Raw genomic sequence first — 11,829 nt, 5'->3', positions numbered from 1 at the left:
AGTATAACCATAACGATGCCTCCCGTTTCCGTCGCCTCCGTTCTCGAAAGCTCGGCAGCCGATTTTGCCTCCGTCCGCACGCACACGCCGGGCAGCTCCGGCTCGTTGCCTTTAAGCGCGGAGATGCTTCTTCAGCAGCCTTCCGGCAATCTCTTCGGTCTTAGCCAGAATGCCGGCATGGGCTGGGCTCCGGCGCGTCTGCTTGATCCCGAATTTCTTATCCTCAGCACGCATGGAGGCGTCCGTGCGCCAGATGGCACGCCCGTTGCGCTTGGCTTCCATACCGGCCACTGGGAGGTGGGTTTACTTGTGGAAGCGGCTGCGCGCGAATTCAAGTCGCTTGAATCCATCCCCTTTGCCGGTGCATGCACCGATCCCTGCGATGGCCGCAGCCAGGGAACTGCGGCCATGATGGACTCGCTGCCATTCCGTAATGACGCAGCCATAGTGTTGCGGCGGCTGATGCGATCTCTGCCTACTCGCAAGGGCGTCATGGGCATTGCCACCTGCGACAAAGGGCTGCCGGCCATGATGATGGCGCTTGCGTCATCGGCAGAAATTCCATCCATCCTTGTGCCCGGCGGCGTAACGCTGCTGCCGGAGAGCGGTGAAGATGCAGGCAAAGTTCAGACAATTGGCGCACGATTCGCGCAGGGCGAGATCAGCTTGGAATACGCTGCGGAAGTTGGCTGCCATGCATGCGCATCGCCGGGCGGTGGCTGCCAGTTTCTTGGCACTGCGGCCACATCGCAGGTTGTGGCAGAGGCTCTCGGTCTGGCACTGCCTCACTCGGCGCTTGCTCCATCCGGGCACGCCATCTGGCTCGATGCCGCGGCACGCTCCGCGCGCGCGCTGTTGCGTATGTATCAAACTAAACTCGCAACCAGCGCGATCCTGACAGACGCTGCAATCGAAAACGCCATGATTCTCCATGCGGCTTTCGGCGGTTCGACGAATCTTCTGCTGCATATCCCGGCAATCGCTCATGCGGCGGGCTTGCGTCGTCCTGTAGTGGAAGATTGGCAGCACGTAAACCGCCAGACCCCACGTCTTGTGGACGCCCTGCCGAACGGCCCGCGCGGCTTTGCCACCGTGCAGGTGTTTCTCGCCGGCGGTGTGCCGGAAGTGATGCTGCATCTGCGCCGCGCCGGCTTGCTCGACACCTCGGCAATGACCGTTACCGGCCAGACGCTGGATGAAAACCTCAACTGGTGGGAGCAAAGCGAACGCAGACTAGCCCTGAGAAAACAACTGCGCGATCAGGACGGTATTGACTCAGACGACGTGATCTTTTCGCCGGACCGCGCACGAACTAACGGGTTGACTTCGACTGTCTGCTTCCCCCTCGGCAATCTTGCCCCTGAAGGCTCCGTCATCAAAAGCACTGCCATTGATCCCTCTCTTGTAGATGAGCATCAGATCTATCGCCATACTGGTCCGGCGCGTGTCTTCACTACGGAGACGGCAGCTGTAAGGGCCATCAAAGAAGGCGCAATCCGCCAGGGCGACGTGATTGTGCTCATCTGCGGCGGCCCGTTGGGTGCGGGCATGGAGGAGATCTACCAGGTCACTTCTGCCCTGAAGCATCTCAGCTATGCCAGGCGCGTGGCCGTGCTCACGGATGCGCGCTTCAGCGGCGTGTCCACGGGTGCATGCATCGGACACATTTCGCCAGAGGCGCTGGCCGGAGGTCCCATCGGCCGCGTGCAGGAAGGAGATACAATCTCCATCGTCGTTGACCGCAAGGCCCTTGTAGGCAGCGTGGATTTTATCGGCTGCGATGGCAAAGAATTCGACCGCGAGAACGGCGCGAAGTACCTGGCCGATCGCGCGCCGCGCGCCGATCTCAAGCCCCACGCTGGCCTGCCGGACGATACGCGCCTCTGGGCAGCGCTTGTGCAGGCCAGCGGGGGAGTCTGGGCTGGCTGCGTATACGACACGGAGGCGATTGTGAAACGGTTAACTAAGTCGTAAATATGCCGCAGGCGTCATGATTGCAATACCGCGAAACTCTTTCAGCGCGAGTAAGTCCTTGTCGCCCGCTACCAGGTAATTGGCATCGGCCTTCCACGCGGTTTCCAGAATCGGATCGTCTTTGGGATCGCGACAGACGCCTCTGACTTCACCCCTGGTTTTAACAACGATTGCATGAGTCAGAACTCATCCAGTCGAGTCTGAATGGCAATTGGATCGTGATGAAACTTGCTGCTCAAAATCCTCAGAATCTCTGCTTCAATCTAGTCAGAGATCGCAAGCTGCTCTTCGCTAAAAGCGTGGGAGATGGCTTTTTGGGGCACACCGCCATATTCCAGCGCAGAGACCCACACTCCAGTATCAAAAACGATAATCACTTTGAGCGCTGCGCCTTTTTCTCTTCCGCTTCCTGCTCGCGGCGCACCTCATGGACCAGTCGCTGCACATCGTCCGGTGTATAACCCATGTGGTTTTTTGCCGCCCCTTCTCTTTGCGACTCATCGAGAAGTTTTCGGATGCGAGCGGCCCGGTATGTGCGGAATGCTTCGCGGAAAAGCTCGCTCACCGTGCGGCTCTCGGCTTTTGCCGTCGCGGCCACCTGCCGTGCCAGATCGGGTGGCATAGAGATCGTGAATTGGCGGGTAGTTCGTTCCATGCAGCAACATTACTCAGTAATGAAAAGTAATGCAAATGCGTACCGCTCTACGAGCCGCCCGATCCTGTACACTCGCCCGTATGATCCACAACGGACGCAGCCGAAAACTGCCATTTGACCCGGAAGAGGCAGTGGCGCACCTCCGCGCTGCGGATGCGAAGCTTGGCGCGCTCATTGATCGCGTCGGCCCTTTTACGTTGCGGCTGGATGCGTGGTCTTCGCCCTTCGAGTCCCTGGTCGAATCGATCATTTACCAGCAGCTTCACGGCAAGGCCGCGGCTACGATCCACGGCCGCCTGTGTGAGTGCTTTGGCGGAGAACCTGCGCCGCAGATTCTTCTCGATCTTCCGGAAGAGAGACTGCGCGGCTGCGGTGTCTCCGGCAACAAGATCAAGGCGTTGCGCGACCTGGCCGAGAAAACCCTGGATGGCACTGTGCCCGTTCATGCCGTCATCCGCAAGCTTCCCGACGAGGAGATCATTGAGCGGCTCACCGCGGTGCGCGGCATTGGCGAATGGACCGTACAGATGCTGCTGATGTTTCGCCTTGGCCGGCCGGATGTGCTGCCTGTTACGGATTACGGCGTGCGCAAGGGCTTCGCGCTGACCTTCATGCGCCTGCCCAAAACCCGCGCCGTGACTGCGGAAGATCTGCCGAAGCCGGAAGTTGTGATCCGGCGCGCCGCCAAGTGGAAGCCCTACCGCAGCGTGGCCAGTTGGTATATGTGGCGTGCCTGCGATCTGGCGAAGAGCGCACCCGAGGCGGGAACGTACGAAAGAAGCAACTCATGAGCACGCCTTTCATGCACTCAGTGCGAGAAAGACATGCTCTGATCGACGGGCCAGATTTTTGAACGGGAAAGTTACAGAAGTTTGCCCAAAACTGACTGCAGCAGTGATCCCGCATCCGGTGCCGGTGTGTCGCCGGGCTGGCCATCGGCGGTCACGTGGCCATTTGCAATGCTGTGATGCAGCAGCATAGGCAGCACTGTCGCCAGGCTCGACTTCACTTGATCCGGGGATAGGCCCGTCTTCGACGCTACGCCATCCACAAGGCCCGATCCTGCCAGAAGATTCTCCACCTGGTTCGGGTCAATCGCGCTGGTATTGCCGCTGGCAATGTCCTGCACGATACTGCCGCCGCCGTTCTGCTGGATGGTCTGGATCAAATTGCCCAGGCCGCCGGTTCCGCCCAGTTGCTGCAGAAGTCCGCCTGTTACGGCAGGATGATCCGTTGTGGCGCTATCCGTGCCGCCGCTTTCTCCGCCCAACAGCCCGCCTGCAAGCTTTGATACCGAGTCAAAAATGCTGCTCATACATTACGCGCCTTTCTTCTTGAGGGTCTTTGAACGGAAAACAATATACGCTCAGGAGGCGCCGGACGCCATGAAGTTGAAGCAAATTCTTCCGGCAGTCTTTTGGTTGTAGCGTGACAATTTCCTTTGCACCAGACGACTCCGTGCGATACGATTTCGGCGGCCTGGCAGGAACGAGATCAGCTGCCTGACTAAGGAAGGATAGGACTTTTATGAAAGTGAAATTGATCGCAGCGGCCATCGCTGGCCTCATTCTCGCGCCGAGTGCTCTGCTAGCTCAGGCTCCCCCGGCAGGCGCAACCGGTAAGTGTAAGGACGGCACTTACACTACCTCTCCCACCAGGTCCGGCGCCTGCAAGGGGCATCAGGGAATAGATACCTGGCTCGCTGCCAGTACTGCGGCAAAGCCGAGCACTCCGGGCGCTTCAACTCCAACTCCTGCGCCCGCGCCCGCGGCAATGCCAGCTTCTACGCCTGCTCCGGCCGCGACTCCGGCTCCTGCGGCTAAGCCTGCTTCGACCTCTGGAGCAGCTAAGAGCACAACGCCCAAGACAGTTGCGCCCGGCGGCGGACCCGGTCTGGTTTGGTTGAACACCAACACAAAGGTGTACCACTGCTATGGCGGAGCCGATTATGGCACTACCAAGGCGGGCAAGTATATGAGCGAAGCCGATGCCAAGACCGCGGGCGGTAAGGCCGCGCGTGGGCAAGCGTGTTCCAAGTAGGCTTGCGTTACTAAAAACAACGATGCCACGCAGAATGCACTGGGCGGCATCGTTGTTTTTAGTTCATGTTTTAGTTTTCCATTTTGAACTGGACAAAATGTCCGCCGGCTCCACAAGCAGCGGATATGGATTGCGTCCGGTCAGGATCGTATGCGCCATCTCCGACGCGTGCGCAGAGCTTCTACGACTCCGCCATCTAGTGTCCTGTGTGGTATGGATGCCCAGTGAGAATTGTTGTTGCGCGGTAGATCTGTTCGGCCAGCACGGCGCGAGCCAGCGCGTGGGCGAGTGTCATTTTGCTCAGAGAAAGCAGTAGCGCAGCCTGCTTGCGCGCCGCATCGTCCCAGCCGCTTGCCGGGCCAATGGCAAAGATAACCTGCGCTGCGCCGGAGTCGCGCCGTGTACCCAGCCACGCGGCAAACTCCTCAGAGCTCATCTGTTTTCCGCGGCTGTCGAGCAGAACGAGTACTTGTGTCCCACCCTTTTTCGTGCGCGCGAGAGATTCAAAGAACGCTTCTACTGAGCGGTATGCCGCGCTTTCTGTCTCCGCGAAGTTTCCCATTCGCTCAAGCCACATCTGCGTAAGCTTTTCAAAGGGATCGGAAGCAGCCAGTCGATTGCCGATATGAGCCAGCGTTAAGCGCATGAACAGGAGAATACCTCACCAGGGGCCGCGGTTTCGCGCAGCCTTCGTGATGGAGCCAGAGCACAAATATCTATAGATATTGCACCTTACCTATAACTCTGTTCCCTATTCCCTGTTCCCTTGTCCCTGTTTTTAGATATTCATCTTCTTCCGCTCTTCTGCCACATGCTCACTCGCCCGCATGGAAAGCGACAGAATCGTCATGGTTGGATTCTGCCAACCGGCGGATGCGAAGCCCGCGCCATCCACTACAAAGAGATTCTTGTGATCGTGGCTTTGGTTCCATTTGTTCAGAACGCTTTTTTTCGGGTCATCCCCCATGCGGCAGGTACCTACCTCGTGGATGCTGTATCCCGGCGGGTTCGGCACCACGTTTTTGCGCAACACCTCAAATCCCGCGGCTTCTGCCACCTGAGACGCTGTCTCCACAGCGTCCTTGGCCATATTGAACTCATTGTCGGTGTAGTTCGTCTTGATTCGCAGCGCAGGAATCCCCCAGGCATCCGTCTTTACCGGGTCAATCTCCACATGATTTTCGTATCGGCCCAGCACCTCACCCATCAGCGAGAAGTGAAAGCCGCTGCCGTTGTACTCGGCCATCTTCTTTTGGAGCTCCGCGCCATAGGCTGCAAAGCAACGCGCATCCATTCCTCCGCCGCTGCTGTATATATTCATGGCATAGCCGCGCAGAAACTTGTCTGTCTTGTCCGTGATGTTGCGGAAGCGCGGAATAATCGCCCCGCCGCCCATGAGTCCCTTGGCATTGCCGCCGCGAGCCTCGGGAACGGAACAGGTGATTCCTGGGCCGTAAACCTGGTCCATCAGGTAACGGCCTACCAGCCCGCTTGAGTTCGCTAGTTTCGAGTTCAGCAACAGCCGAGTGCTTTCAAGCGTTCCCGCCGCCAGCACCACAATGCGCGCCTTTACGTTCATCTCGCGTCCGGTGAGGCGGTCCACGAAGTGGCAGCCATCCGGCAGCCCGGTGCTTTTATCCACGCTGATCTCGCGCACCACCGCATTTGCAATGGAGGTCAGCTTTCCTGTCTTCTCCGCATCCGGCAGCAGCAGGTTCACGCTGCTCGCAAGGCCATCGCGCCCATTCGCGCGGCGCTGCCGCGTTACCGGAATATTGAACTTCGCCCCTGCGGCCTTGAGCCGGTCCAGTGACCCGGTCCACAGATCGGGGTCCTCAATAAAATTCCCATCGGGCATCTGCGGCAAGCCCTCTTTTGAGCCGCTAACCTGAAAGATCTCTTCCACGCGTGAGTAGTACGGGTCCATGTCCGCGAGGCTGATGGGCCAGTCTTCGCCAAAGCCGTCATGGCTCTTGCCTTTGAACTCGTAATCGCTCAGCCGGAAAGACTGCCTCGACCAGAAGAGCGACCTGCCGCCAAAGAGCCGCACTCGCACCCAGTTGTATGGCTGCGAGGGATCGTATGTGTATGGCACTTCGCGCTCGTCTACCCAGACATTTGCGTTGAACTCATTGGCCTGAAAGACGTGCGGCACCTGTTGCGGCGGATGAAAGCCGCGATAGGGCAGATCGTAAGCATGCTTGCGCTCTGCGTCGCGGGTTACATTCGCCACCGGCCCGGCATTCAGCATCAGGCAGCTCGCGCCGGCCTCGGTGAGCACCTTGGCCGCCATGCCGCCTGCATGGCCTGAACCCACAATCAACACATCGAACACTTCATTCGCCATCTCTGCTGCGCCCCAAATAGCTATCGTTTCCGTCGTTATCGTTTCCCATCGTCATCGCTTATAGATCGGTGTAGCCGGAGTCTGTGCTGCCGCCACATGCGGCTGTACAAGATGCGACTGCTCCGATAACACAAACGCCAGATCCGGCTCGATCGGACTCCAGTAGAGTTCCGACGGGCTCCACTCGCCCGCAGTGACGCCTTTCGTCTCGTTCCAGACCTTGGAGTTGATCGTTGCCGTGCGAATCTCATCGAGGGCAACGTTTACAAAATCGGCATGAGCTTCCGTGGGAGGAGTGTCGCTCATCCATATCCGCAGCCATGGCTTCACCAGCGAGTCCACCTGATCGTCAGTCAGCGCAAAAAAACCGAGTTTATATTTCTTCTGCGCCTCGGAGTCGAGCCAGTCGAGCCCACCCGCGTACAGTTTCTGGCGACCCGGCAGTGATCCAGCCAGCAGGAAGTCCAGAAACTCCGGCGTATGGGCCTCGATGGCTCCGGGTTTGCCATTGAGCGGCGGCATGAGTACGCGACAAAGCCGTTGCAGATTCTGCATCTGCGCCGGAGTGAAAAATTTCAGGTCGGCGATGGCCACCTGGTCCGCCGGTTCGGTAGCGGGCAGGGGCGTGCGGGGGTTGAGCCCGGTGAACCAGGGCACCGGCGCGGCTGCGGGCAGCGGCTGCTTTCCCTGCTGCTGGCCAAAAAGCATCCGCGGCGCTGCCGCCACAGAGAGTAGAATGCGAACAAATTTACGGCGCTGCATAGCGCATCCAAGCTATCGTGCGCGGCCTATGGTCGTCCATACCCAGCTCAGTAACAATCCCTGCACCCCGAGCCGCCGGAAGTGAATCTAAACCGGCAGGGCCAAAAATCCGGCCTGATCATACGAATAATTTTTATTCCTTTTCTTAATTTCTCGTTTTCTTGAATGTTTCTTGAATGTAAGGAGCCGTTTTGTCCACTTCGGAATCCGCGCTGACCGCGCCGGGTAGCACAACCGAGAAAACGGTCGTCAATCCGGATGCGCACGCCGCCTGGAAGCCGCGCACCAATCCATGGCTCATTGCGGCCACGGTCGCTTTGGCTGCTTTTATGGAGGTGCTCGATACCTCCATCGCCAATGTCGCTCTCTCGCACATTGCCGGCGATCTCGGCGCCAGCTACAACCAGGGCACCTGGGTCCTGACCGGCTACCTTGTCTCGAACGCCATCGTGCTGCCGCTTGGAGCCTGGGCCTCCAGCGTTGTGGGACGCAGAAATTTCTTCCTGACGTGCATTACCATTTTCACGATTGCCAGCTTTCTCTGCGGCGCGGCGCCTTCGCTGGGCATGCTGCTGCTCTTCCGCGTGCTCCAGGGCGCGGGCGGTGGCGGTCTGCAGCCAATGGCCCAAGCCATCATGGCGGACTCCTTTGAGCCCCACAAGCGCGGACAGGCATTTGCGCTTTACGGCCTGGTGGCCGTTCTGGCTCCCTCGATCGGCCCGACTCTCGGCGGCTGGATTACCGACAACTACTCCTGGCGCTGGATCTTCTACATCAATATCCCGGTCGGCATTCTGGCCTTCATCCTGGTCACGCGGCTTGTTGAGGATCCGCCGTGGATCAAGCCAAATCGCAAGCTTATCGGCAAGATCGATTACCTTGGCTTGAGCTTCCTGACCATCGCCATGGGCGGCATGCAGATCATGCTGGATAAGGGCGAAGAGAATGACTGGTTTTCTTCAAATTTCATCTGCATTAGCGCTGCCCTGTTCGTCTGCGGCATGATCGCGCTGGTCTGGTGGGAGTTGCGCGCCAAAGACCCCATCATTAATCTGCGTGTCTTCCGATACCGAAACTTCGCTATATGTTGTTTCCTGATGATGCTTGTGGGCGGCGTGCTGAACGCCAATACCGTGCTCCAGCCGGAATATATGCAGGAGCTGATGGGCTACACTGCCACCACTGCCGGCATGGCGCTCACCGCCGGCGGCATCGCGCTTGTCATCGTCATGCCGCTGGCCGGTTTCGCCACCGGCAAGATATCCGCGCGCACCCTGGCCGTATGCGGATTCATTATGTTCACCTTCACCTTCCGGTATGCCGCGGCGGTGACCAATCTGCAAATGACCTTCGCGCAGCAGTCGATTCTGCGTGTCATTCAGATGCTGCCGCTACCCTTCTGCTTCATCTCCATTACGAATGCTGCTTACGTCGGCCTTCCGAAAGAAGCGAGCAACCAGGTCTCCGGACTCATCAACTTCTCCCGCAACATCGGCGGCTCGATTCTGATCGCTATCACCAATGCGCAGATCACCAACCGCTCGCTCTTTCACCAGCAGCGCCTGCAGTCGGATATGCAGCCGGGCAGCCCCGGCTACCAGTCGCAGCTTCATGCGCTCACCGGTTTCTTCGGCGGCGGGCCGGACGGCGCGAGCCGCGCTCTCGGCTCCATCTATAACCAGCTCAATCGGCAGGCCCTTATGCAGGCCTTCCAGGATGTCTACATCGAGCTTTCCTGGATGTCCGCCATCCTTGTCCTGTTCGCTTTCCTGCTGAACAAGAACAAGCCCGGCGAGGGGCCGAAGGCGGAAGCGGTTCACTAAAACAACGCTGCCGCTCTTGCGTTGTGTACCCATGATGGGTATAGTTGTGATGAGCCGCAATGCCGGAGAACCCACTTCAGCCCAGCGTATTGCAATTGGTAGAGGCTCCGGCCTTCAGCCGCTTCCGGGAAGGCTATCTCGATGATGAGGCTTTTGCGGAGCTACAGCGGAGCATTGCCGCGGACCCGGAACAGGGCGATCTGGTTTCAGGCGCAGGCGGCATCCGCAAGCTGCGCTGGAAAGATTCCCGGCGAGGAAATGGAAAACGTGGTGGCGGCGGGTTATTTACTACTGTTTCCTGTCCGATGAAGAAGTATGGCTCCTCACGTTATATGACAAGAATGAGGCCGCTGACCTGACAACGAGCCAGAAAGACCAGCTCCGTCGCGCACTTGAAGATGAGCGCGTAGCCCGAAAGGCAAGGGGAAGGAAATGAGCAATCGGAAACTTGGCAAGCGGGATATTTTCGCGGAAATCATGGAAGGCGTGGAAGCCATGAAGGACCACCGCGAAGGAAAAGTAACTCTCAAGACACACAAGCTTCCAGTGGTCAAAGTGAAGGAATCGCCTGACGCAAGTTTTTTTGTCTCGGTCCGTGAAAAATTCAACGTTTCCCGCACAGTCTGGGCCAATATGTTGCGCGTCAGCCCACGCACCGTGGAGAAGTGGGAGCAGGGAGGCCAGGCAAGTCCGCTTGCGGCAATCTTTGTGGAGCTTGTCGCCCGTTATCCGGATACCATCGAACGCTTGCAGACCCTGCCAAAGCGCGTTTCCCGAAGCGCTCGCCCGCGCTAAAGCTACTTTCCAGTTGCTATAAGGCGAAGCCACTCAGCCGCGTATTTACCGTCTACCCGCCTACGCCAATACCGAAAATCCCGCAGCCCCAATGAAAAACGCCAGAAGCCTTTCAGCTCCTGGCGTTTATCCGTGTGTCTCAAGCAAATCTCTTCAGCCCAACATCATCCGGCCTTGCCGACGATGAGTATTCAGTCTTGGTCCCACTCGTCCCGGTTTTGCAATTTTTCTCGACTCCCGGTTCCGTCTAGCTCTCCACTCCCGGCTTTCACCGTGAGCAAGCTGCCCGTCTTTCCCGCTCGCTTTCGATCTCCTGCATTACCAGCGCTGAACTTATCTGCCTACTTCGTAGATAGATGCGCATCTATCTTGGATTTAGACTGACGTTCCTCTCCTGCTGAACTTACTGGGCTGCTCTCCGTCCGATCCTGCGATCTCCCATGCGGCAAGCCGTTTAGGGTCCGCTGGCCCGGATAAGTGGCAACTTCGTCTATTCAACCGGCGACTACGCGCAAACCTCCTCTGAACTTTGCACCGTCCTGCCTGACCTGAGGACCGGAACTCCTGCTTCCTTTGGAGACCGCATCCGCTTCGGCTTGCGCCTTTGCTGATGAATCTCCGCATTCCACTGGCTCACAGCATCTTCCCGCGTGGCAGGAAATGTTGGCTTTCCAATTTCTACCCGGTGACCAACTGTGAGAAGAATGCGCCTGGTCGATCTGTGAATGCAAGTGGAAAAGTCAGTTAAAATCTGTGGATTTCACCTAAGTTAGTGCACTTAGCTCGAGTTTCTGTGTTTCAAGCATGAATGTTCTGCTTATTTGCGTCGCGAAGCATACATCAGGCTTAATTATTTTGTTAACTTGAGTAATTTTTCCAGCAATTCTGCCGAAGCATAGAAGTTTGTTCTTCGTAAACGCGCCACTGCAGAATGTAAATAGACTAATCCTTGCTGGGAAGCTTCACGCAATACGCCGAGTGTGCCGATAATTGATAAACCACGTCTTTTCGCTTCACGGCGAGCAGACATGTCGTCGATGATCAACACGTCGGCTTGCAGGATCTCTGCCAACGTAATTGCCTCAATTTCACCCGCATCAAGGTATGGAGGCATTGCAGTCGGGGCCTTGCCGAGAGAGCATATCTCAAGCCATTTTGGGAGGCTCGGCAACCCAGACTCGCACCATTGGTGGCGCACCCAAGTCCAGCATCTCTATTTGCACTGCAGGCGGAATTACTACACGACCGTAGAGCCGCGAAAGTAAGTTTACTTCGCCGATCTGTATGAGGTAGTTCAGGGGCGCTGTATCGCAGGGCCGACGCATCTTAATTTCCGAGTAGTCGAAGCATGTAGTCATTGTCCCATCCGGCCTGTAGGCGCTTTCCTTTGATTCCGAGGTTGCATGTTTTGTCCTGTCGGAGCAGGTTGAGAG

General features: G+C 57.7%; 14 protein-coding genes. 6 read left to right on the top strand and 8 right to left on the bottom strand.

The window, feature by feature from the left end:
• Window positions 1–15 precede the first annotated feature (15 nt).
• Window positions 16–1,974, top strand: a complete 1,959-nt coding sequence (locus ABSG47_RS09300; protein ID WP_424169130.1) for a YjhG/YagF family D-xylonate dehydratase — start codon at window positions 16–18, stop codon at window positions 1,972–1,974.
• Here the strand turns inward: ABSG47_RS09300 and ABSG47_RS09295 are convergent.
• Entirely contained in the window at window positions 1,960–2,145 is a 186-nt protein-coding gene (locus ABSG47_RS09295; protein WP_424169158.1) for a putative toxin-antitoxin system toxin component, PIN family, read from the bottom strand. The genes ABSG47_RS09300 and ABSG47_RS09295 overlap by 15 nt on opposite strands.
• A gap of 202 nt (window positions 2,146–2,347) precedes the next feature.
• Window positions 2,348–2,629 carry a ribbon-helix-helix protein, CopG family gene (locus ABSG47_RS09290; protein WP_424169128.1) on the bottom strand — a complete coding sequence of 94 codons (282 nt, stop codon included), beginning with the start codon at window positions 2,627–2,629 and terminating at the stop codon, window positions 2,348–2,350.
• Between the two features lie 35 nt (window positions 2,630–2,664).
• On the opposite strand from ABSG47_RS09290, the gene ABSG47_RS09285 reads away from it, so the two are divergent.
• On the top strand, window positions 2,665–3,420 hold the full coding sequence (locus tag ABSG47_RS09285) for a DNA-3-methyladenine glycosylase family protein (protein WP_424169126.1): 756 nt from the start codon (window positions 2,665–2,667) through the stop codon (window positions 3,418–3,420).
• 71 nt (window positions 3,421–3,491) lie between these two features.
• Here ABSG47_RS09285 and ABSG47_RS09280 read toward each other — a convergent pair whose 3' ends face one another.
• Window positions 3,492–3,944: a YidB family protein gene (locus ABSG47_RS09280; RefSeq protein WP_424169124.1), complete on the bottom strand. Its 453-nt coding sequence runs from the start codon at window positions 3,942–3,944 to the stop codon at window positions 3,492–3,494.
• A gap of 212 nt (window positions 3,945–4,156) precedes the next feature.
• On the opposite strand from ABSG47_RS09280, the gene ABSG47_RS09275 reads away from it, so the two are divergent.
• On the top strand, window positions 4,157–4,669 hold the full coding sequence (locus tag ABSG47_RS09275; RefSeq protein ID WP_424169122.1) for a DUF3761 domain-containing protein: 513 nt from the start codon (window positions 4,157–4,159) through the stop codon (window positions 4,667–4,669).
• Window positions 4,670–4,865: 196 nt separating this feature from the next.
• Here the strand turns inward: ABSG47_RS09275 and ABSG47_RS09270 are convergent, their stop codons facing one another.
• From ABSG47_RS09270 to ABSG47_RS09260, 3 genes are all read right to left on the bottom strand, one after another.
• A complete protein-coding gene (locus tag ABSG47_RS09270) occupies window positions 4,866–5,315 on the bottom strand; it encodes a 23S rRNA (pseudouridine(1915)-N(3))-methyltransferase RlmH (RefSeq protein WP_424169120.1) in 450 nt (149 codons plus the stop codon).
• A gap of 132 nt (window positions 5,316–5,447) precedes the next feature.
• Window positions 5,448–7,016 (bottom strand): GMC oxidoreductase, encoded by a 1,569-nt coding sequence (locus ABSG47_RS09265; protein WP_424169118.1) that lies wholly within the window; start codon window positions 7,014–7,016, stop codon window positions 5,448–5,450.
• Between the two features lie 51 nt (window positions 7,017–7,067).
• The gene (locus tag ABSG47_RS09260; RefSeq protein ID WP_424169116.1) at window positions 7,068–7,778 is read right to left on the bottom strand and encodes a gluconate 2-dehydrogenase subunit 3 family protein; all 711 of its coding nucleotides are present in this window, start codon (window positions 7,776–7,778) and stop codon (window positions 7,068–7,070) included.
• Window positions 7,779–7,969: 191 nt separating this feature from the next.
• On the opposite strand from ABSG47_RS09260, the gene ABSG47_RS09255 reads away from it, so the two are divergent.
• The 3 genes from ABSG47_RS09255 (at window position 7,970) to ABSG47_RS09245 (ending at window position 10,396) form a co-directional block, all read left to right on the top strand.
• On the top strand, window positions 7,970–9,601 hold the full coding sequence (locus ABSG47_RS09255; protein WP_424169114.1) for a DHA2 family efflux MFS transporter permease subunit: 1,632 nt from the start codon (window positions 7,970–7,972) through the stop codon (window positions 9,599–9,601).
• Window positions 9,602–9,660: 59 nt separating this feature from the next.
• Window positions 9,661–9,960 (top strand): hypothetical protein, encoded by a 300-nt coding sequence (locus tag ABSG47_RS09250; protein ID WP_424169112.1) that lies wholly within the window; start codon window positions 9,661–9,663, stop codon window positions 9,958–9,960.
• 73 nt (window positions 9,961–10,033) lie between these two features.
• Window positions 10,034–10,396: a helix-turn-helix domain-containing protein gene (locus ABSG47_RS09245; protein WP_424169110.1), complete on the top strand. Its 363-nt coding sequence runs from the start codon at window positions 10,034–10,036 to the stop codon at window positions 10,394–10,396.
• An 850-nt stretch (window positions 10,397–11,246) separates the two neighbouring features.
• Here the strand turns inward: ABSG47_RS09245 and ABSG47_RS09240 are convergent.
• The gene (locus tag ABSG47_RS09240) at window positions 11,247–11,510 is read right to left on the bottom strand and encodes a PIN domain-containing protein (protein WP_424169108.1); all 264 of its coding nucleotides are present in this window, start codon (window positions 11,508–11,510) and stop codon (window positions 11,247–11,249) included.
• 31 nt (window positions 11,511–11,541) lie between these two features.
• Window positions 11,542–11,721 (bottom strand): PIN domain-containing protein, encoded by a 180-nt coding sequence (locus ABSG47_RS20940; protein WP_481133026.1) that lies wholly within the window; start codon window positions 11,719–11,721, stop codon window positions 11,542–11,544.
• Window positions 11,722–11,829: the final 108 nt, after the last annotated feature.

The sequence above is a fragment of the Occallatibacter sp. genome, from assembly GCF_049510455.1.
Taxonomy (GTDB): Bacteria; Acidobacteriota; Terriglobia; order Terriglobales; family Acidobacteriaceae; genus Telmatobacter.
Note: the sequence above shows the minus strand (reverse complement) of the source record. Positions and strands in the feature narration are given on the sequence as shown.

Coding starts and splice junctions, on each gene's coding strand:
- ABSG47_RS09300 (WP_424169130.1), top strand. CDS start 16: ATGCCTCCCGTTTCCGTCGCCTCCGTTCTCGAAAGCTCGGCAGCCGAT.
- ABSG47_RS09290 (WP_424169128.1), bottom strand. CDS start 2,629: ATGGAACGAACTACCCGCCAATTCACGATCTCTATGCCACCCGATCTG.
- ABSG47_RS09285 (WP_424169126.1), top strand. CDS start 2,665: ATGCGTACCGCTCTACGAGCCGCCCGATCCTGTACACTCGCCCGTATG.
- ABSG47_RS09280 (WP_424169124.1), bottom strand. CDS start 3,944: ATGAGCAGCATTTTTGACTCGGTATCAAAGCTTGCAGGCGGGCTGTTG.
- ABSG47_RS09275 (WP_424169122.1), top strand. CDS start 4,157: ATGAAAGTGAAATTGATCGCAGCGGCCATCGCTGGCCTCATTCTCGCG.
- ABSG47_RS09270 (WP_424169120.1), bottom strand. CDS start 5,315: ATGCGCTTAACGCTGGCTCATATCGGCAATCGACTGGCTGCTTCCGAT.
- ABSG47_RS09265 (WP_424169118.1), bottom strand. CDS start 7,016: ATGGCGAATGAAGTGTTCGATGTGTTGATTGTGGGTTCAGGCCATGCA.
- ABSG47_RS09260 (WP_424169116.1), bottom strand. CDS start 7,778: ATGCAGCGCCGTAAATTTGTTCGCATTCTACTCTCTGTGGCGGCAGCG.
- ABSG47_RS09250 (WP_424169112.1), top strand. CDS start 9,661: ATGCCGGAGAACCCACTTCAGCCCAGCGTATTGCAATTGGTAGAGGCT.
- ABSG47_RS09245 (WP_424169110.1), top strand. CDS start 10,034: ATGAGCAATCGGAAACTTGGCAAGCGGGATATTTTCGCGGAAATCATG.
- ABSG47_RS09240 (WP_424169108.1), bottom strand. CDS start 11,510: ATGCCTCCATACCTTGATGCGGGTGAAATTGAGGCAATTACGTTGGCA.
- ABSG47_RS20940 (WP_481133026.1), bottom strand. CDS start 11,721: ATGCGTCGGCCCTGCGATACAGCGCCCCTGAACTACCTCATACAGATC.